This window comes from Bradyrhizobium genosp. P (genome assembly GCF_049949265.1).
GTDB lineage: Bacteria > Pseudomonadota > Alphaproteobacteria > Rhizobiales > Xanthobacteraceae > Bradyrhizobium.
In genome coordinates this window covers 4,201,210-4,222,311 of the sequence record NZ_CP188195.1, presented here as the reverse complement: position 1 = coordinate 4,222,311, position 21,102 = coordinate 4,201,210, and the positions used below count along the sequence as shown (strand labels likewise).

14 protein-coding genes and 1 pseudogene are annotated in these 21,102 nt (G+C 60.9%); 8 read left to right on the top strand and 7 right to left on the bottom strand.

The window, feature by feature from the left end:
- Positions 1-2 precede the first annotated feature (2 nt).
- Complete coding sequence (locus ACP2YO_RS20455; protein WP_426442415.1) at positions 3-7,220, top strand: M10 family metallopeptidase C-terminal domain-containing protein; 7,218 nt, start codon at positions 3-5, stop codon at positions 7,218-7,220.
- A 398-nt stretch (positions 7,221-7,618) separates the two neighbouring features.
- The gene (locus tag ACP2YO_RS20450; RefSeq protein WP_426442414.1) at positions 7,619-8,164 is read left to right on the top strand and encodes a hypothetical protein; all 546 of its coding nucleotides are present in this window, start codon (positions 7,619-7,621) and stop codon (positions 8,162-8,164) included.
- A 1,631-nt stretch (positions 8,165-9,795) separates the two neighbouring features.
- On the opposite strand, the pseudogene ACP2YO_RS20445 reads toward ACP2YO_RS20450, so the two are convergent.
- Positions 9,796-10,872, bottom strand: a pseudogene (locus ACP2YO_RS20445) (IS630 family transposase).
- A 196-nt stretch (positions 10,873-11,068) separates the two neighbouring features.
- A complete protein-coding gene (ltrA, locus tag ACP2YO_RS20440; RefSeq protein ID WP_426442413.1) occupies positions 11,069-12,307 on the bottom strand; it encodes a group II intron reverse transcriptase/maturase in 1,239 nt (412 codons plus the stop codon).
- Positions 12,308-12,953: 646 nt separating this feature from the next.
- Here ltrA and ACP2YO_RS20435 point away from each other — a divergent pair.
- Together ACP2YO_RS20435 and ACP2YO_RS20430 are read left to right on the top strand one after the other, a co-directional pair.
- Positions 12,954-13,235, top strand: a complete 282-nt coding sequence (locus ACP2YO_RS20435; RefSeq protein WP_426442412.1) for a LexA family protein — start codon at positions 12,954-12,956, stop codon at positions 13,233-13,235.
- Between the two features lie 157 nt (positions 13,236-13,392).
- Positions 13,393-13,605, top strand: coding sequence for a hypothetical protein (locus ACP2YO_RS20430; RefSeq protein WP_426442411.1), 213 nt, complete (start codon positions 13,393-13,395; stop codon positions 13,603-13,605).
- 69 nt (positions 13,606-13,674) lie between these two features.
- On the opposite strand, the gene ACP2YO_RS20425 is transcribed toward ACP2YO_RS20430, so the two are convergent.
- From ACP2YO_RS20425 to ACP2YO_RS20415, 3 genes are all read right to left on the bottom strand, one after another.
- Positions 13,675-13,878 carry a cold-shock protein gene (locus ACP2YO_RS20425; protein ID WP_426442410.1) on the bottom strand — a complete coding sequence of 68 codons (204 nt, stop codon included), beginning with the start codon at positions 13,876-13,878 and terminating at the stop codon, positions 13,675-13,677.
- 113 nt (positions 13,879-13,991) lie between these two features.
- Positions 13,992-14,192, bottom strand: coding sequence for a hypothetical protein (locus ACP2YO_RS20420; RefSeq protein ID WP_426442409.1), 201 nt, complete (start codon positions 14,190-14,192; stop codon positions 13,992-13,994).
- The gene (locus ACP2YO_RS20415) at positions 14,176-14,439 is read right to left on the bottom strand and encodes a hypothetical protein (protein WP_426442408.1); all 264 of its coding nucleotides are present in this window, start codon (positions 14,437-14,439) and stop codon (positions 14,176-14,178) included. Before ACP2YO_RS20415 ends, ACP2YO_RS20420 begins: the two co-directional genes overlap by 17 nt.
- A gap of 64 nt (positions 14,440-14,503) precedes the next feature.
- Between ACP2YO_RS20415 and ACP2YO_RS20410 the strand changes: the two genes are divergently transcribed.
- The 3 genes from ACP2YO_RS20410 (at position 14,504) to ACP2YO_RS20400 (ending at position 17,672) form a co-directional block, all read left to right on the top strand.
- Entirely contained in the window at positions 14,504-14,878 is a 375-nt protein-coding gene (locus tag ACP2YO_RS20410) for a hypothetical protein (RefSeq protein ID WP_426442407.1), read from the top strand.
- 351 nt (positions 14,879-15,229) lie between these two features.
- Positions 15,230-15,397 carry a hypothetical protein gene (locus tag ACP2YO_RS20405; RefSeq protein ID WP_426442406.1) on the top strand — a complete coding sequence of 56 codons (168 nt, stop codon included), beginning with the start codon at positions 15,230-15,232 and terminating at the stop codon, positions 15,395-15,397.
- Positions 15,398-16,907: 1,510 nt separating this feature from the next.
- A complete protein-coding gene (locus ACP2YO_RS20400) occupies positions 16,908-17,672 on the top strand; it encodes a hypothetical protein (RefSeq protein WP_426442405.1) in 765 nt (254 codons plus the stop codon).
- A 986-nt stretch (positions 17,673-18,658) separates the two neighbouring features.
- Here ACP2YO_RS20400 and ACP2YO_RS20395 read toward each other — a convergent pair.
- Together ACP2YO_RS20395 and ACP2YO_RS20390 are read right to left on the bottom strand one after the other, a co-directional pair.
- On the bottom strand, positions 18,659-19,342 hold the full coding sequence (locus tag ACP2YO_RS20395; protein WP_426442404.1) for a J domain-containing protein: 684 nt from the start codon (positions 19,340-19,342) through the stop codon (positions 18,659-18,661).
- Between the two features lie 152 nt (positions 19,343-19,494).
- Positions 19,495-20,184, bottom strand: coding sequence for a hypothetical protein (locus tag ACP2YO_RS20390; RefSeq protein WP_426442403.1), 690 nt, complete (start codon positions 20,182-20,184; stop codon positions 19,495-19,497).
- Positions 20,185-20,628: 444 nt separating this feature from the next.
- Here ACP2YO_RS20390 and ACP2YO_RS20385 point away from each other — a divergent pair, with 444 nt between their 5' ends.
- Positions 20,629-20,973 carry a hypothetical protein gene (locus ACP2YO_RS20385; RefSeq protein ID WP_426442402.1) on the top strand — a complete coding sequence of 115 codons (345 nt, stop codon included), beginning with the start codon at positions 20,629-20,631 and terminating at the stop codon, positions 20,971-20,973.
- The last annotated feature ends 129 nt before the right edge of the window (positions 20,974-21,102 follow it).

Here is a 21,102-nt window from a genome sequence, read left to right as displayed (position 1 = left end):
GCATGGCCGTTTTGAGCCAGCTTTCCCCGGCATTGGGCGATGTCATCGGCAACATTAAGTCAGCAATCGGTCACGGCACCATCCGCCGTGTGAACGGCATTCCCGTTCAGGTCATGGCTGGCGATCCTGTTTACCCTGGTGACATCATCGAGACCGCGGCGGACGGACGGATCGAAATTCGCTTCATCGACGGCACTGTGTTCAACCTGTCCAGCGACACAAGCGTGGTGTTGGGCGAACCCGCGCGGAATTGCACCGGTCCCCTGTGTTCGACCCCGCTCGCAGTCACCAGAGGCGCCTTCGCTTTCGCTGCTGGCGAATTGGCGAACACGGGCTCGCTGACGGTGGAAACGCCTTTTGGCAGTATTTGCAGCCGGACCCGGGCCGGCGGTTTCGCCACACTATCGCTTGCGGCACTGACCCTCTCATTCGTGAGGGAAGCCCTGGCCGCGGACCCGAACGTCACATTCCTTGATGACGACACCATCACATACAAGGAGCTGCATCACGGCGTATTCGAGCTCACGACCAAGGAGGCGAACCCGCGACACATCATTGTTGAGGACCCCGGAGAGACCGTCGTCTTGAGCAGAAGAGGGTCCTCGATCAGTGTAAATGCGATCGCGAACACGCCTGCGCAAATGCAGGCGTTGCAGATGGCGCAACAGGCCGCGCTGGCCAACTACGCGAAAGGATGGGGAGCAATCGGCTCGAGCACACCTCCTTCCCTCAATCCGGAGAACCTGCTGCAGCCCATCAATTTCTTTCAACCTGACCCCACCCTCCCGCTCAATCAGCTTCCTCCGCTGCAGACGGCGAGCTTCGAATTCATTGAACTGCCTCGAGCGACGCTGGCGATCACCAACATCGGGGGACAGATCAACGTTGCCGGCGACGACATCATCAATGCCGCCAAAGCTGATGCCGGGGTTGAGATAACAGGCGCAACGTCGGGCGTGGAGAACGGGCAGATCGTCAAGGTCTTCATCATCAATGGTTCCAACAACGTTGCTTACAGCGGTACGGCCACAGTCAACAACGGTAGCTGGTCGATTGCCCTCAGCCCGGCAGAGGCCAAGACGCTGGCCGACGGCATTTACACACTGAAAGCGGACGTGACGAATCTGTTCGGCTTTTCGGCGGAGGCCTCGCAGGTAATCAGGGTGGACGAAACCCCGCCAACCATCGCAATCGCCCCCGTTGCGAGGAACAACGTCGTCAACGCCGATACGGCCAGCACCGGGTTCGCCATCGTTGGCACGACGACGGATGCGGAGAACGGCCAGCCGGTGACAGTCAGGATCCTTGATAGCTCCGGCCACGTCGTCGATACATTCGTCACCAAGCTGATCAACGACACCTGGTCGATCAACGTCACGTCGGCCGAAGCCAAATTGCTGCATGACGGCAGCTATACGGCGGCGGCCGACGTCTCGGATTCGGCTGGCAATCCGGCGCCGGAAGCAACGCAAGTGATCACGGTTGACGAGACGCTGCCGACGCTGACCTGGTTGCCGCAGGCGGAGAGTGGTGTTGAGGGCTCCGCGATTGCATTGGGCACGATCACGGCGACCGCAAATAGCCTGCCGGGCCACAGCAACGGTGTGCAGTCGCTTGTGGTGAGCAGCATTCCTGTTGGAGCAGTGCTTACCGACGGCACCAACAGCTTCGTAGCGACGAGCGGCAACACCTCGGTCGATGTGAAAGGCTGGACGCTCTCCAACCTGAAGATCACCCCGCCGAACGACACCAATTTCACTCTGACCGTCACCGCGACCGACCAGGATGCCAACACCACGAGCACAAGCGAGCAGGTGACGGTCGCCCCCCTGGCGCCCGCCCTTCACCCGGTCGCTGCGCAGGGCAACGAGAACACAGCGATTGCTCTGGACCTCGGCGCGACGGCCCAGAGCCTGGCTGGCGACGTGTCACCGAACAACATCGCCGCGCTGCTCGTGAGCGGCATCCCGGTGGGCGCGATGCTGAGTGACGGCACCGGCCTGCCCGGCCATAGCTTTACCGCGACTGCGGGAGACACCGCGCAGGAAATATCCCATTGGAACCTGTCGAGCCTGACGATCACGCCTTCGGCAGAATTCGAGGGCAATTTCACGCTGACGATTGCGGTGAACGAGCGCGATCCGGAAGGCGATCTCAGCGCCACGGTGACGGCAATCGCGGTCGTGACGGTCAACCCTGTTGCCGAGCCGCCGACGGCAAGCGCGCCGCCGACGCTGACGCTCAACGAGAACGCCACTGGCGTGGCAGTTGGCGGGGTGAGCGTTGGACCGCTGGCGGAGGACACCGACGACACGGTGAGCGCGACGCTGGCAGTGTCGCACGGGACGCTGCATGTCGCCGGCCTGAGTGGCGTGACGGTAAGCGGCAATGGCGGTGCAATGCTGACGCTGTCGGGCAGCGCGGCGCTGGTGGACGCGCTGCTGGCGGGACTGACCTATACGCCCACCATAGAGTATGAGGGCTCCGACACGCTTCGGATGTCGGTCACGTCGAGCGACGGCTCCAACACCTACCCGGCGCTGGCCACCGCCGCGACCGCGATCACGGTCAACCCTGTTGCCGAGCCGCCGACGGCAAGCGCGCCGCCGACGCTGACGCTCAACGAGAACGCCACCGGCGTGGCGATTGCCGGAGTGAGCGTTGGTCCACTTGCGGAAGACAGCGACGACACGGTGAGCGCGACGCTGACGGTCTCGCATGGCGCGCTGCACGTCGCCGGCCTGAGCGGCGTGACGGTGACTGGCGATGACAGTGCGACGCTGACGCTGTCGGGCAGCGCGGCGGCCGTGAACGCGCTGCTGGCTGGACTGACCTATACGCCAACCACGGAATACGAAGGCTCCGACACCCTTCGGCTGTCAGTGACGTCGACGGACGGCTCCAACACCTACCCGGCGTCGGCCAACGCCTCGACCGCGATCACGGTGAACCCGGTTGCCGAGCCGCCGACGGCGAGCGCGCCGCCGATATTGACCCTCAACGAGAACGCCGTCGGCGCTGCGATTGCCGGGGTAAGCGTTGGACCATCGGCAGAAGACGCCGACGATACGGTGAGCGCGACGCTGACGGTGTCGCATGGGACGCTACATGTCGCGGGCTCGAGCAGCGTGACGATGACCGGCGACGACAGTGGAACGCTGACGCTGACGGGGACCGCTGCGGCCGTGAATGCGCTGCTGGCGGGACTGACCTATACGCCAACCACGGAGTACGAAGGCTCCGACAGCCTTCGGCTGTCAGTGACGTCGACGGACGGATCCAACACCTACCCGGCGCCGGCTACCGTCGCGACCGCGATCACGGTGAACCCGGTTGCCGCGCCGCCGACGGCGAGTGCGCCACCAACACTGACCCTCAACGAAAACGCCACCGGCACGGCGATTGCCGAGGTGAGCGTCGGGCCGTTGGCGGAGGAAGCCGACGACACGGTGCGCGCGACGCTGACTGTCTCACACGGGACGCTGCATGTCGCCGGCTCGAGCAGCGTGACGATGACCGGCGACGACAGTGGAACGCTGACGCTGTCGGGGACCGCGGCTGATGTGAATGCGTTGCTGGCGGGACTGACCTATACGCCGACCACGGAGTATGAAGGCTCCGACACCCTTCGGCTGTCGGTGACGTCGAGCGACGGCTCCAACACCTACCCGACGCCAGCCACCGTCGCGACCGCGATCACGGTGAACCCGGTTGCCGAGCCGCCGACGGCGAGTGCGCCACCAACACTGACCCTCAACGAAAACGCCACCGGCACGGCGATTGCCGGGGTGAGCGTCGGGCCGTTGGCGGAGGACGCCGACGACACGGTGAGCGCGACGCTGACGGTCTCACACGGGACGCTGCATGTCGCCGGCTCGAGCAGCGTGACGATGACCGGCGACGACAGTGGAACGCTGACGTTGACGGGGACCGCGGCGGCCGTGAACGCGCTGCTGGCGGGACTGACCTATACGCCGACCACAGAGTACGAAGGCTCCGACACACTTCGGATGTCGGTGACGTCGCGCGACGGCTCCAACACCTACCCGACGCCAGCCACCACCGCGACCGCGATCACGGTGAACCCGGTTGCCGAGCCGCCGACAGCAAGCGCGCCGCCGACGCTGACGCTCACCGAGGATGACATTGGCGTGGCGATTGCCGGGGTCAGCGTCGGACCACCGGCGGAGGACGCCGACGACACGGTGAGCGCGACGCTGACGGTCTCGCACGGGACGCTGCACGTCGCCGGCTCGGGCAGCGTGACGATGACCGGCGACGACAGTGGAACGCTGACGTTGACGGGGACCGCTGCGGCCGTGAACGCGCTGCTGGCGGGTCTGACCTACACGCCGACCGACGAGTATGAAGGCTCCGATACGTTTCTTCTGTCGGTGACGTCGAGCGACGGCGCCAACACCTACCCGACGCCGGCGACCGCGGCGACGGCAATATCCGTGACCCCGAATTCGGAGTCGCTGATCGTCGGCGGCCCTGCGCCGACACTCGAGTGGAACGACGCGGCCAATTGGAGTGCCGACGTCGTTCCCACCTTGTCCATCAACACAATCATCACTGCGTCTGCGCTCTACACGGTCGTCATTGACGGCACCTCTCAAGCGGAATCGCTGACCATGCCGCACGGCTCGGCGATGACGGATATCACCGCCAGCGGAACCCTGCAGCTCGCCGGCAATCTCGACGTCAGCGACTCGGGAAAACTCGAGAACGACGGAACATTGGAGGAAACGGCCAGCGCCAGTTTCATCGGGCCTATCATCAACAACGGCACGATCATCGTCGATCCCCATGTCGACCTCAACGTGACAGGCACCATTACCGGAGCCGGGAAGTTCTGGATCGACGCCGGGAGCACACTCGAGTTTGCCACGGGCAGCAAGGTTGCGCCGGGCCTGACCGACAGCCAGACCGTCTACTTCGAGCAGGGCACGGGCAAGCTGATCATCGATGACTGGGGAAAATTCGCTGGGGTCATCACCGGCGCCGACATCGGTACACAGCTCACGTCAACCGATGTGATCGACCTCACGCAGCTTCCCTTCATCGGCGGAAGCATGTCCGTCTCGGTCTCGTACAATTCCGGCACCAACATTAGCACGATGACCTTCAACGACGGCAGCAGTGCGAACAATGTGACACTGCATTTGTCCGGAAACTACACAGGAACGACCTGGACTTTCACGAGCATCAACGGAGGTACCGGCACAGAAGTCAGCGATCCCCCGGCCGGCGTCGTGCCGAGTGCCGCCGTTGGGCATATCGCGGTATCGACAGGCGACGGCACGGCAAGCACTTTGCCGGTCAGTCCGACCTTCGCGGGTTCGCAGATCAGGGGCGCGGGCGGCAGCGGCCCCTCCCCGATGACGGCGGCCGGCCTGTGGGCCTCAACGCCCGGCAACACCGGCGCGGTGAATGCGCTGGATGCCGGCGACACGCTGGCCAACATGATCATCGTTGGACTTGGGGCGACCCTGCCCACGGGCGGCACCGGAGGCGACACTTTCGTTCACTCGCGCATACTGGATTCCAGCGCGGTCCAGTCCGACACCATCACGGATCTCGCATCGGGGTCCGACAAGATCGATCTGACGGCTTTTGGCTCATTTTCCCGCTCTATCCTGGCTTTGACACCCACAAGCACGTCTGTGCCCGCGCACACCATTGCCTGGCTCTACGACGGCAAGGCGAACCAGGCGCTCGTCTATGCCAATCCGACCGACCACGCCGTGAGCATTGGCGATCCCAGCCTGGTGGCCATCCATCTGCCGGGCGTCGCGAACGTGCACTTGTCCGACTTCGTGCTCGCCTCGACGACGGCGGCGCCCGTAGCCGCAACAAGCGATTCGATCGATCATGCCGTCACGACCCAGGACGACGCGACGGTCGCCGCAACGACCACCGCCGCTGATGCGTCCGACACGACGACCGTCACAGCGAGTGCAAGCGATGTATCGTCCGACACGAAGGTCAGTTACGACGCGCCCGTCGCCGACGGGGATGGCACAGTACAACCAATCAGCATCCCCCACAGCATCGATACCATCGGGAACACAATTGGCATGATCGACGATGCCAAATTGGTCGGCCTTGCCGGAGCTGGGACGCCCTCGACCGAAAACAGCCTCGATGGCGCCGCGATGGCTGCGCCCGGCGGACTATCAATCGAGCAGACACAGATTGCCATGACGGCGCTGATGCAGCCGGGCTTCACGTTCGATCCGAAGCCGGTGCTCGACAATGCCAATCCGACGCCGATCGACCATGCAGCCGTGACGGCACCGCCGAGCAGTGACTGGATCGCGCCATCCTGGGGCGATTGGAACGGCAATTCAGAAGCGAGCCCGAAGAACGAAGGTCATGACGCCTCGCCCCCGAAGGATGCGGCCCTCACGGACACTGGCGGCGCTTCTGCCCAGGGAATCGACAACAGCTCAAACGTCGTGCCCGCCCCCGAAAGCCTGAAAACGCCGGCGAGCATTGATGGTAACGGCAATAGCAGCAGCAATGGTAGCGGTAATCACTCGGTAGCAACCGATGCCAGCGCAGACGCCGTGCCCGATACCGGTGTCCTGAAAGCGCCAGCAAGCGCCAACGGCAATGGCAATGGCAACAGTAGCAGCAATGGTATCGGTAATCACTCGATAGCAACCCATGCCAGCGCAGACGCCGTGCCCGATACCGGAGTCCTGAAAACGCCAGCAAGCGCCAACGGCAATGGCAACAGTAGCAGTAATGGCAATCACCCGATAGCAAGCGACGCCAGCGAAAACGCGACACCGCAGCAAGGTGCCGGCGCGCATGATGGCGGGGCATCCCCTCAGGGGCAGCACAAGTCCGCGACCACTTCGGACGTTGAAGGGCCCGCGGTCAACGACGCTGCAAAGCCCAACGATCCCGTGCCGAACAATCAACAGGAAGATACTGCCGTCACTCCGGGATCAAAGGTAAATCAGGAAGGAGGCGAGATTTCTGGTACGCTTGGCGACTCCTTTACCTTCAAGGACGGGATATCCGACCTCAAGGGGTCATCTGTCACTAACCTCGCAGAGCTCGATTCAACTCCAGCGCTGTCCAGCGATCACAAAGGAAATGTCGCGTCCCTAGCATCAGACGGAGCAGATGCCATTGGGCAACCTCCGCACGATCAACACCCGGACCATGGAGCAAGCGCCCACCTGCCCCACGATCTGATCGTATGACCCGGCCGGCGCGGCGCTGACGTGCGCCCTGACTTTAATTGCTTGCCCGACGGTCGGGAGTCAGGTTGTAACTTACGCCGGCACTGGCTTCGGCGTCCTGCGCGCCGCATGCCTTTGAGATAACGACCTCCCGGCAGGAGGACCACGTGGTCATTTAGATCCAGGGGGAGATTCTGCTAGGTACCGCCGTTTGCTTCTGTGCAGCGGGTGGCCGGGTGATGAGGGTCGTGGGAATTTCGACCAGCGTTGGCCCGGGCGCGGCTTGTGCGTCGGCCTGCTTCCTGGCATTTGCCGCCGGCGAACCCAAATTTGCCGGCGAGGATGCACTGATCGGCGTGCACAAGGCCTCAGCCCGCGGCGGCCAACAGACAGCACTCTCCGAGGCAGCGACCCTGTCGATGGCCCGCTTTGCGAGGGAGCTCGGTGTCCCCTCGCCCATCATAGGCCGGATGGTCTCCACGCCGCCAAGGCAGATCGAGTGGCTCGACGCCCGGGATCTTCGCTCAATGGGGGTCAAGATTGTCCGCAATATCGATCAGGCCAGAAGCGCGCCGACGGAAACCGCGACCGCAGAGCCACCTGACCAATCGACACAGTCGTCCCTGAATTCGCAACCCGGCGCAACGCCGAGTAATTATTCGTGGAATGCGTTCATCGACAAGGCCATCGCGGTCTCGGCCGAGCAGAATCAGGGAAGCGCGGCTATGTCGCGCTTCTGCAAACTGGATTCCAGGGAGTGCATCATGACCGTGGCGTATCTGCTCGGCGATGGACGGCGCGGGTTGGCCACGATCGGTCAAGATACGACCGGCAATATCACGCGGCGAGAAGTCTGCGAAAGCAACACCTCCGATGATGCGAGAGAATGCGTAGACTGGGATACCGGGAGAAAGTATCACGATGTGAAGAATACGAAGGACGATTGGGTTCAAGTCGCCGAATGAAAGCAAGGCGCAATCAATAGCAGTTCGCGATACTCACTGAATACGAGCGCGCTCCGAGCGCCATGGAGGCACTTGGGGCGCTGAACAGATGGCCAGGGCGCAGCTCCATCCCATTGGAGAATTATTTCGATGCCTGGCAGGCAAGCTGCCGGGAGGTACGTGCTGCGGCCGACCTCCCACTTCGGCCTACGAACTCTACTCGGCATCGGCTAAACCCGCTCAACGCTGCGCAATGCATTGCTCTGCCCAGATTGTCCCCGTATGGCACCTGCCCTCTTCTGCTCATTGAGCCGGGGTCGGCCGTGTTGACGGGACACCGCTTCCGCCATAACAAATTGAAATTATTGACATTTTATCGGGATTTGATTTACAGCGCACAAATCGCCGTACAATAAAAAACGACCCCAACGCGGGCGGCGCGCTGGGGTCGCCATTTCCCTAAACACTCCCAGCAGTGGGGGGATGTGACCGCGGGGAGCAACCAAGATGATTCCTGGCATTGCCACTTTGTTCCCGCCCCTCCTTTCGACGAAACCATTTTCGAGAGGCCGCGAAGCAGTCCGGAAACAAACTCGGCCTAGCGTCCCTCCTCATTGGACCAAAGGGGGATTCGGTCATGTGGGATTTCATCAACGCCTTGTATCGGGACTATTGCCTGACTCGCCTGCAGGAAATGCGGAAGTTCGAGCTGTCGCACTGAGCAGGTAACGTCAGCCGCCCTATCATCTTCCCCATTTTTGATCTTGGCAGATTTCAGATGACCGCACTTTCAAAGCCCGCAACCGATTTCGCCACTCCGCGTCCAGTCTCTACCTTAGCCATTGTGACCCTATTTAGCCTCGTCGGGCTGGCGATCTCCCTTGCCTTCGCACGATACGGCATCGACATCGCGGTCGGTATATAACCGGCAAGCAGCCCTGCCTGTGTACACTTCTGCACCAAAGGCTGGCGCGGTCTTTGCTAGTCTTCATGCGGCTGGGATTGCAGGGCCCAGTTTGAAACAGGGCGCCGCCGGGACAATGTATTTCGAGCCCGGCGGCGTATCTTTTCGGGACTAGCGGGTCAGTGGCTAGGCCGGCGACCGGATCGACGAATGGGCGGGTTGTCCCGATCCAAGATCACCGTCTTTTGGAGACGCGGCGCCGATCGCAGAAAATCGCCGTGGAAGCTGTGATGGTCGTCAAATAGTTCATCGCGCCGATGCGGCGTTTCACCGTACCAAGGATCTCGATTTGCTCCGATCCAAAGATCAGATCCCGACATGACGCAACCCCGTCGTGGTTCAGATGCCGGGGTCGATTAAACATCATTGACCCGCCTGAAGCTGTGTCGCGAGTGCCACACCGTCTAGGAATGCGACGCGGGGCCGTAGCTGCCGCGCGGCAATCAGGATGGAAGCGCGTCCCACCCAGATTGTCGCGCTATACGTAGCCCCGCGCCGTTCAACGAATGTCGCCTAACAGGGCTATTGTTGAACCAGGGCCGCTTTGGAGGGGTGGCGTGCGATCACATTATTGGCTTGCCGTATTGATCGGCTCAACGATCGGCGGCTTTGTTCCCGCGCTGTGGGGCGGCGAGTTGCTTTCATACGCCGGCGTTCTGTGCAGCGGTGCCGGCGGGGCACTAGTGGTCTACCACAGTGATTTTGACTCTTTGGCGGTGGCTGGATAGGCGCGGCCGAGTTTGGCGCGGGCTTTGTCGGTTGTGAACATCCATTTGATTCGGGCTCGGGTTTTATTTCGCCGCCGTTGCCATGCTGTGATCTCATTTCGGAGCCTTTTGGGGTCGTCGATGCGGCGGCCGAGACACTGGCGCTGAAGCACGCTGATCTCGCACTCAACCATGTTGAGCCAACTGGCGTGCTTCGGGGTGTAGTGGAATTCGAGGCGGCACAGGATGCGTCGGGCCTCGGCGGGCGCGAAGGCCTCATACAGCGCCCCAGGCTTATGGATCGACAAATTGTCCTGCACGACACGGATGCAGGCGGCGTCGGGATAATGGACGTCGACGAGCTCACGCATGCAGTGGGCGTAGTCCACGGCGGCGCGGCGGTCGGTGAGCTTGACGTTGCGCCAGCCCCGATACGGATCGAAGGTGACGAAGAGATTGACGGTGCCGTTGCGGCGATACTCGTAATCGTAGCGCTCGCGCTGTCCCGGTTGGGCCGGGACCGGCTGGCGCACCTCGCCGATCAGCTGGACGGGGGTCTCGTCGAAGCAGACCAGCGGCCGGGCGGGATCCGGCGTCTCGGCCTAGAGATCGAGCACGTCCTCCATGCGGGCGACGTATTCGCCGTCGACATGGGGAATGCACCACATGTCCCTGCGCCATGGTTTGAGGTCGTTCTCGGCCAGCCGGCGACGCACGGTCTCGCCCGACAGGCTGTCGTGATCGGTGAGCTTGACCATCGTGTCGGCCAGCAGCGTCAGCGTCCAGCGTTTGCGGCCGGCAGGCGGCTTGGCGCATGCCGTCGCCACCAGCAGGGCCTCCTCCTTTCCGGTCAGCTTGCGCTCTGCGCCCGGACGCGGCTCCTCACTCAAGGCCCGCTCCAGATTGCCTTCCACGAAGCGGCGCTTGGTCCGGCTGACGGTGGAAAGGCTGACACTCACGGTCCGGGCAATCTCCTCGTCGCTGCGGCCCCTATCGGCCGCCAGCAAAATCTGCGCCCGCTTGAGCTTGCGGGCGGCGTGCTTGCCGCCGCCGAGCATCGCCGTCAGTTCGTCGCGCTCGGCTTGGCTCAATTCGGTAGAGTCGAGATGTGGCGCGGTGGCTTTAGGCTGAACATATCTGTTGCCGCCTCTTTCGTCTGGCGGTGCCTTAGTGGTTCAACCATGACTCCGTTTCCACATCCCGCTCATCGAACCGGACGGGCGAATCTCTCGCATCCGGCTCTCGGACAAGACTTCACGCCTTCACCCACGGCACGTCGCGCCCACGCGCAGTTAAGCGTACGAGCCCGAAGTGCCCGTAGAGGTGCGAGAGTGGATAAGTCCCGCCCTTGCGTCGCCTAACTTTGTGCTTGATGCGCAACCACCGGCGCAACCGCGCAGCTGTGTAGTTGTCGATCGCTCGATACGCCTTGTTGACGGTGCCTACGTTGAAGTAGTTGGCCCATCCGCGTAGCGTGCGGTTCAACTTGCCCACTAGCTCTGTGGTTTCTTGCCATGTCCCCGATCGGTCGGTCAGCGCGTGGACGTTCTCGACCATGCGCTTAATGCTCTTCTTTGATGGCCGGTAACCCAGGCGTGCCTGGCCGGTCCTCGCTGAGTACATCCGCCCGAACGAGTAACCCAAGAAGTCGAACTCCCCTTCCGGGACCTTGCAGATTCGTGTCTTCTCCTCGTTGACCGTGAGCTTCAGCTTTCTCATAATCTCGCGCAGTCGCTGCAAGGCTTCTTCGGCTTTGCCTCTCCGGCACAGGATCACAAGGTCGTCGGCGTAGGTCACGATGCGAGAGCCGAGGCTTTGTTCCAGCCCGAGCATCTTCCATCCCAGCACGAACCGGCGCATGTAGAGATTTGCCAGCAATGGTGAGATCGGTGAACCTTGCGGGATGCCGCGCCGGTTGTCCCGGGCTTCGGTCGTACGTGTCTTCCTTCCTCGATCGTCGGTTTCTTCCACGGGGCATTCCAACCACATCTTGATCAGATGCAGCACGCGCCGATCAACAATCCGGCGCGCTACCGACTTTAGAAGTTCGGTATGCGGAATGCTCCCGAAGTAGTCCGCGAGGTCGGCGTCAACGACTTCCGGGTGGCTTCGGAACAGCCGCGCTTCCACTTCGACCACCGCCTGTTGGGCATTGCGCCCGGGACGGTAAGCGTACTGCTCTGGTGGAAGGTCGGCTTCAAAGATCGGTTCCAGCACCAGCATCACTGCTGTCATGCAGACCCGATCCCGCAGGGTTGAGATGCCCAGCGGCCTGAGTTTGCCGTTGGCCTTCGGGATGAACACTCTTCTGATGGGGTCCGGTCGGTAAGTCTCCTGCCTGAGCGCAAGCGCCAGTTCGCCAAGCCACCGCTGCACCCCATACGCGTCGATGCCCGCAAAATCTTGCCCATCCACGCCCGGTGCGCCCTTGTTGGAGCGGCACTGGGCATAGGCATGGGCCAGGATGTCCTCGCGGCTGATCTTGTCGTACAAGGCATAGAAGCGATAGCCGGCTTCTGCCTTCGCTTTCGCGTGCAACGCCGTCTGCAGCTTCTGAACACTTTTCGGAGTTGATAGGTTGCCCAATCTCCAGGTCCCTCACTACGTCTTGCGTTCGTCTTGAACTGAGGTCCCTTCCCTCCCCCGGCATTACCCGGCTTCAGCGGTACTGCGAACCTCTCCGTCTCCCCAGGGCGCCCGGCCTGTCCCTCACGGGCATCCGGTTGATCATCCCTGACCACGTCCTGGGGTCTCCCGTGTTGCGTACGCTTTCCTTGTGTACATGCTGTCGCCACTACCCCGGCGCAGCGGCTGGGCGTACTGCTTCGCTCATTCACCCAGCCGTATCAGCCTTCCCCGAAAGGGTTGTCGGGTCGGCCTGCGCATCGTCCTTTTCGAGGCTTGCTCGGCGTTTACTCGCGTTACGGCCTGCACACTCGCGCTGTCACCGTATATCGTGACACGCTAACCAGAGGCTTCAGCCATTTCGTTACCTCCATGACTGCTCCGGTTGCTTCCGGCTGGAGCGGTTGCCGGGTGGGACTTGCACCCACTGGAAAGCGCCGCCTTTTCACGGCGCACACCCGATAACGTACATTCATGCTTTGCCTCCTTGTCGGAGGCCGGGACGAATCGATCCATGAGTCAAAAATCAGGCGCGCGCTTAACCGAGAAGCAGGGTCACTACCTCGCTTTCATCCATACCTATTCGTACATGTTCGGAAAGCCGCCCGCCGAAGCCGACATTCAGCGCCATTTCCGCGTCAGCCCGCCGTCAGTCCACCAAATGATCGTCACCCTCGAACGAAACGGTTTCATTCGCCGTCAGCCCGGCGTTCCCCGAAGCATCGAGATTCTCCTGCCACCCGAAAACTTGCCGATCCTCGAATGGCTCGGTATCAAAACGTCAAAATCACTGTGATGAACCACTAGGTTTATGGATTGCCGACAGAACGAGGTAGTCGGACGCGGCCTGTGTGACATGAGCCGCTCGCGAAACCATTTTCCGGGGCGCACGAAGCGGGCTGGAAACAAATCCGGCCTAGCCTCTCACTATTGGACCAGAGAGGATTTCGGTCATGTCGAATTTCATCAACGCCTTGTCTCGTAACGCACGCACTCTCGTGACCGTAAATTTGCTGGCCGGTGCGGCTCTCCTGCTAGCGATAGCTGCTCCCCAGCCCGTTTCAAGTGCTGCGCTTGGCAGTGAATGGCAATGCAGTAAGACGGCGTTTGTTTTAACGACGTGCCGTCTGGCCGAGACCATGCTCGAATCAGGTGCGACGCGATAGTGCACGCAAAAAGCTCGCCGGGCTGGAACCGGCGGGCACAAAAAGGGTTCGGCAGACAATCGAATTGTCTCAGCCCACTCTTAGATTCTCCGCGGACGTTTTGCCACGGTTCTCCCTCTCTTCAAAGCTCACCTTAGCGCCTTCGTTAAGGGTACTGAGGCCGGCTTTTTCAACGGCCGAAATATGCACGAATACATCCTTGCCGCCGTTGTCGGGTTGAATAAACCCAAACCCCTTTGACGGATTGAACCACTTCACGGTCCCTGTCGCCACGGTCGTCGTCTCCCAAACAATTGTAAGACTTCTATCCCACGACACCCGATCATCGAAAGCAAGAAAAAACCCGCCGGCTGTGAACCGGCGGGCCCTTCCCTTTCAGTCGCGGGTCATGCGACCGGGGGGCCTCCCTTGAACGCCAGCACGGTCGCGACGAGCGTATCAGTCACGGTGCCCGTGGACGCGGCGAACACATCCAGAAGCTCTATAACCGCCTGGATGACCATCCGGACGTCGGACGTGCTTTCTGGCAATTGACCCGCCAGCAACAATGCTTGGCGTTTATGCCAAGCCTCAATTTTGTGCGGCATGATCGATCCCTCTGGCCTCGATGATCTCACACCAGAGCTCGCGCGCCTTCTCTGCCGCGTACATTGCTTCGCTGGCTAGATATTCCAGAGCGCGCCTTTGGTGCTCGTCATCCATTGCAAGCGTATCGACGCCTTGGATCGCCATGGCGAGTGCGGCTGACAGTCCGGCGGCATCGCAGACGAGCGGCCCCAAGTCGAACAAGTCGGGTGGGTCACACTGGACCACCTTCAGGCGGGTATCAGACATGGTTCGGCTCCCTTGTTGTGGAAATACTTTGCTTTTCAAGCAGAATTATTGTAAACAATAATTCATGAAAAAGCCAATTTCTGTAAACAAAAAAATAGGCCGTGGGCGGCCGAAGAAAGTCGGTGGAAGCTATCCAGTCACAGCGGTTCGGCTTCCGCCGGATGTCCTGGATGACGTCGACGCTTGGGCTGCCTCAAATGACATGGGGCGATCCGACGCCCTCCGCAGACTCGTAGAGATCGGGCTCGGCAAGTCCGCATCAGTAACACCAACCGCAGCGGCTTCAGCCGAGCGGGCGAAGGAGCTGGCTGGAAAGACGGTCGACCGCCTGATCGATCCCGCCGCGGCGCCGGAGGAAAAGGCCGCACGCAAGCGCCGGCTGGTCAAGGGGCCAGCAGAGTTTCAGGCTGTGCGCGTCGATCGCGCTGGAAAGAAATGATGCCCAGGTCCAGATTGGGGGCTGAAGGCGAAGGGGATGGACCATGAAGCCGCTAATCGGACTTATCGCGCTGCTCTTTGCGACCAGCGCGCTTGCTCAAGCTCCTCTACCGAAAGGGGCTAGAAAACCGCACGCTCAGGTCAGGCCGCAAGCGCCGATGGGCTGCAAATTAGTCGGCACTGTCAGGGGCACCAAGATCTGGGCGGGTGACTGCATTGCTGCGGCACCCGCGGCGGAAACTCCGGAGCCTGCACCCCCACCTGCACCGCCCAGCGGCGTCAGCGCCCCCGCAGAGAAGCAATGATTAGGCGTCGTTCCGGCGGTCGGTTGAGATCGGCTGAAGGTGAAGAAATGACGGTCGTTGGCTTGGAGCAGCTCGCAGAAATGGCAGTGCAATTAGAGTCCGCCGCGCGCAAGCTTGCACCGCAGCCGGAGCGCGATGAGCTACTTCGAGATATCGCGAGATTTCGTGCGCGGTTGGCCGCGAGCCTGTCGCAACTGAAAGCGAAGAAGGAATGAACGAGCTGGAGCCTGAAACAGCGTCTCAACAGTGGCTTTGGTTCGGCGGCGCGCTGTTGGCGATGACGATCATCGCTTTGGTTACAGTCAATTTCCCAATCTAAAGATTCCCCGGTCGCGCCTCTTCCGTCGGAATGACTCATCCTGGCCCGGGCAAGCCTCTGGGGGTGCTCGCGGCACACGCAGAACATTTATGGGGACATAAAATTGGAAGAGGAACGAAGTTCGTTCTTTGTAGCTCGACCGATATCCGACGTCGAGCCGCGCTTCGTCTGCGCCGCTTGCGGCGTGGCGCCGACGTTAGGCCAAACTACTCCTTGGACGTCAAAGGCCCGGCCGGCGGCATGGGCGATCGGGTGTCTGATGGCCAACAAGGGTTGATATCCACCCGTGGCACGAGAGCTATGATTTCGGGCTGGACGCTTCAATCCGAATTGCCCCGATGGGCGAGCGACGGCTGAAGCGCGATCATCGCGCCCCCAGAGTCCTAAGTAGAACTACGGGCTGCATAATTAGCTTTAGGTGTTGCCTAGTTCACAAAACGTGGTCCGAATGTGACGTATAGATGACAGGCATTAGCAATGGAGGGACCACCCCGTGCTTGCCGAGAAGTTTATTTTGATTCTGGAAAACCTAATTTGCCACACAGACGACTCCGAACCGGCCAGGTACCCGGATGGAGCACCCAAGGTGAGAAGCAAAGCGCAGCACGTTCCAATCAAGTTGCCGGATGCGCGTTAAGCGGGGCGACCGGCGTTCACTCCACGCGTAGAATCACGGTATCGGGCGAGGATGAAAAAATACGTTGGCGATCGCCCTTACGCTGAACCTGAAAAGGCCGCGCGCCGATTGATGGAGCACGCCCGCGCCTTCGAACCTATCCAAGATGGCAGGATCTACATCGAGAAATTGAACGTTCCGTTCCTGTCCGAAGAGCCAAGGCTACGCTAGCGGAATACAGCGCCGGCCTTAAACATGCGATCGATCAGGGCTGGCTCGAGCCGGTGCATGAGAGCGGAACGTTCACGCGGATGGCGCAGGCAGGAAAGGACTTGTTCGCCTGATGTGCTGCAATCATTTCCCGAGACGTGCTGGCGCTCGAAGAACTCCTGCTCTTTCGGCAACATCCTTGCGCGAATAACTGCTGACGACGCCGTCGGTAGTTTTTGGGGGGCCTCCCCCAGAAAGCTACGCCGCCGGGCTCGAAATGAGCTGTCCCGACGGCGCCTGTGACTGGGCCCCTGAAATCCCCCAGCATACGGGAGTTAGCAGCTATCGCGCGTCACAATTGTGAACTGGTTCACAATTCCGGTCCCTTTTTGACGCTTCCCCGGATTCGCCAAGCCCGCGCCCACTGCCTATGTTCCGGGAATGCCCATCCGGAGGAAGTCCATCGAAATCCCGCCAGAGGCTGCGCCAATCGGGGACCGAAATCCGTTCCGTTGAATGTCAGATCGACATAGCGTAGACGCCTGATCGAGCGACATGGGACTTTGGGGCGGAGTACCAAATGAATTCCACGACGGACGACAAACTCGAGGATGAACAGATCGCGCGGCTGGAGGAGCAGCTTTCGAACTTGATGAGCGAAGCGGGCATCAGTCCGTCCAACCCGCCGACCAGCAAGAGGACTTTTCACCGCCCTGGCAACAATTCATCGACCGGCGGATGGGCGCTCCGTGGCTTCGTCGCCTCTCTGTTAGTGGCCTGCATTGGTGTCGCAGCGTGGTGGTGGTCGTCCTCCGGCCATACGGCGGCAAAGACAGCCCCCTTAGACCCAGCACCTTTGGCTCAGGCTGCGCCGCAAGTCGTCAATCCGACCATCACCGTTCAGTCTTCCGAACTGGCGGAGCAACTCCAATCCATCGCGCGCGATGTCGCAACCTTGCGGCAAGCGCTCGACCAGCTGAGAGCGGGACAAGAACAATTGGCTCGCGACAGTGCGAATATGGCCCAGCAGTTGAAGACGAACCAGGAAGACGTCGCTCGCAAAAACGATAATATTCTCGACCAGCTAAAGGCGACCCAGACCCAAATGACGCTCCAAAGTGAGACTATCGCAGAGCGGCTCAATGCGAGCCAAGAACAACTGGCCCGCGTCATTGCCAATACTGCGGAGCCTAGAGTGAGGCCCGAAATACCAGCGCCTCCACGGCGGCCGACTGCCGTCGCTCCGACGCAAAAGCCGGTACAGCCCTCGGCTCAACAACCAACCGCGCAGCCGCAAGCAAAAAAGCCGCAACCGCCGCAACCGCGGCCCGCGCCAGCACGCTAATCATATCGAGCCCCTCAACACACACCCACGATGCGCAGTAGCTCGGCGCCGTTCCGAGCCTCAAGGGATCGATAATTTGCGCGCGCGATCGGCCGGCGCTCTCACAGGGCATGCGGCCTCAGAAGATCACCTTCGGCGAAATGCGCTCCATGGGCGTGCGTGGCGTGCTGGTCTACTGCGCGGATTACCAGTGCAGCCACTCGGTCGCGCTCATGGCAGATCGCTGGGCGGACGACGTGAGCCTATCTGACTGTCGAGCCGCGCTTCGTCTGTGGTGCCTGTGGCAAGCGTGGCGCCGACGTCCGACCAAACTTACTCCTGGGACGTCGAGGGCCGGTCGGCGGCATGGGTTAATCGGGTGGTGGATGTCGTCGGAGGTTCCAGATTTAACCTGCATCGCTGACATCAAGCTTAATACCCGAGTCAAGTTGCGGCATGCGCGCAGGCCGTTAGCTTGTGGCATGGGCTGAAGCGTTGTGGCCGGACCATTGATGAAACGACGACAGGCGGATGGGACCTAGTCGAACATGGGCTTCGCAATGCGAGATCTGATCGTCTACTTTTCCTGTCCCAGATGCGGCGCAATATATAAAGCCACGCAGCGCCATGTATCCATAGAGCGTTCTGGCAAATTCCGATGTCAGCAATGCAGAGTTGTTGTCCACTCGTGGCACGAGAGCTATGATTTTTCGGGCTGGACGCTTCAACCCGAATGCCCGATGGCGAACGACGGCTGAAGCGCGATCAAAGGAAGCCGAGGCTAATCCTCCGCGAGCTCAGGAAGTTTAGCGTCATGCGCCAATCACCCGCCGGATCTGAGCGCGCGACTGGATGAACTGGTCGGCCCTGACGCCGGGCTGGTGACCCGATAGAGTTGCCGGACGGTCGCGGGCTCGTCACACTGCACGACTCCGCGACCTATATCCAGAAAACTCCCCAAGGCGGAGCACGACTTGCCGCGAATTGAGATAGTCGGGTGCCTACGCTTATTGAGGGGGCGTCTGGTCGGTCAACAAACCATTCCCGGTGCGACGATGATGCTGTTGGGAGTTGGCTTGATCCACGCCCTCCACAGTGATCGCCAGCAAGCCGTCCTCGGTCTTTCGTATCCAGCCCTTTCCCTTGAGATACCAAAGATGGAATTCGAGGTGTTCGAGTGGACATCCCAGCAATCGCTCAAGTTCGACATCGCCGACACCCGGTTCGCGGACATTCTGTCGGCATCTCAACCACAGAATCGACAGAAGCTTGTTTTGAAGCTCGACGCCATGCTCGATGACTTTGCCGTTGCGAAACTCCTCAACCAATCGACTTCGCCCAGCCGCGTGATTCCTGTGCTCAAGGTCATATTGCGCGCGCCTGGCCGGATCGGCGAGCGTTCGATGAGCTTCGATGATGATTTCGAAGCGGTCACGATCACCGGTCTCCTGATTGTCGGGATGGTAGCGTTGAGCGAAGTAGCGAAATATTCGCTCAATGGTGTCCCGATTGGCATTCGGGCTGATTTCCAGGACTTCGTAATAGTCAATGAATTCGGCAGCCATCGAGTTCGCCTCAAAAATCAGATATTCAATCGCCTTGGGGCCCGCTCTGCCGGAGACTTCTCCGTTCGTGCCCCGCGCAACCATGTCTAAAGGAACGCGCTCGCGAATTTGATAGCACGGGGTCACGTCTCGTTGGCCCCTTTTTCCCCGATATGCTGAACTGCGTGCGATCGAGCGTCCACCGAGTGCAAGCGACCCGTAAAAATACGGGCGGTAGAAAAAGCACCGTCCGGTGCGCTAGGTTCACCACAAGGCCAGCTGGTCTCGAAATTGACCCATCACGCCACCATCAGTTTCGGATCGACATAGAGCGTGGTCGATGCCTTAGCCATTTTCGGCGTCACGTAGATATAGCCCTTCAGTTGCGGCGTGATAGTCACCGAGGTCTTGAACGCGGTGGTCGAGCCGCCCCAGCTCGACGAGTTTGACGACAACGCCGAGCCGGCGGCCAGCGGATCCGACTTGCTCGAGGTCGCCCGCGACGAAATCGGTTGCGACGATGAACCGAGATAATCGGCCTCGATCCAGAAGTCGTCGTTGTTCGGTACTGGGCCGCCGCCCCAGATGCCGAATAGTGTCATCGTGATCGACGATCCGACCGTCTCGTTCCAGATCGCGATCGGCGACGCCGAATAGGGATCCTTGAACTTGGCATTGGCCGTGGTGACGATCTTGCGGGCAGCCGCCGTTGTGCCATCGCTGGCGCCGCCGCCGCGCACCATCGTCAGTTCCGTGGTCTCGGTCCCTTCAAAGGCGTAGACTTCGTTGCGGGTATTTGTGGCGCCGCTATCGCAATTGTGGACGAAATAGGACCCTGCCTGCGTGGTCGGATTGCCGCCGACCGTCACCGAGGCATTGAGTTTGCAATTGATCAGGGACGCCGTCACCGCGCCAGTGACGGTGCCGAACGAACCAAAGATCGTTTTGCCGCTGCCCAGCGCGGAAAGATCAATGCCACGCCGCAGCATCTCTGAGCGGACACCCCCTCCGCCAGAATTCATTGATTTTGTTGTAATTTTTAGAATTCACCTGTGCCAGATCACAAATGGCTGCACAAAGATTTATGGGGCCCGCCGGCGTGAACCTGCGGGCTTTTGGATCGATCGTAGATCAGGCTCAGACAGTCCCCGTCAGATCGCGCAGCGCCTCAGAAATCGAGGCGATTGCGTCCGGCATCATCCCATCGTCATTGAGCACTTGATCCGTGCCGCAGAGCGCGAGCCCGCATGGATCATGTTCGCCCGCATAGCCATGCTTCGGGCACTGAACCACGGAAAACCGGTTGAGCGGGCACCGCGGAACAGGCCGTCAAGCGCTACCGGATCGCAAGGCGATGGTCCCTACTGGGGGCGCTCCCGCCAACTATATTATGCCAGGAGACTTAACTCCTCGCCCCGACGGGAGCCCGGATCATGACAAAGAAGCTGGCTTTCTTGATTGTCGCCGCCATGGGCTTGGCTACGCCCTCCTTTGCCCAGGTGAAAGTCATCACCGGTGACATCGAACACGTTTACGGACCAAAAGGGGAGATCCTCGACAGCCCGGAGCTAATTGCGAAGAACCAACGTGCACGCCGGATGCGCAGCCAGGGGGCAGCCGCTGGAACCGTCGAGCAAAGGCTGTCCATCCAGCAGAGCAGGCCGAGTCAGGTTCCTAATAGCTGGTGGAACAATGACGCCACGCGACGCGCCGCACCGACGAGTGTGTGGAATAACGGCGGCTATCAACCACCCCAAAGCGCGTGGAGTAGCCAATGAACCCATGTCGGCTGACGCGCGCTTCGTGGATTCGCCACTGTCCCCGGTTCGTTCCTCGCCAAAATTGATCGCCCCGCAAATGTCCGTGATATGTGCAAGAAGTGCCTGCCCGTAAGAGAACGGTGCGAC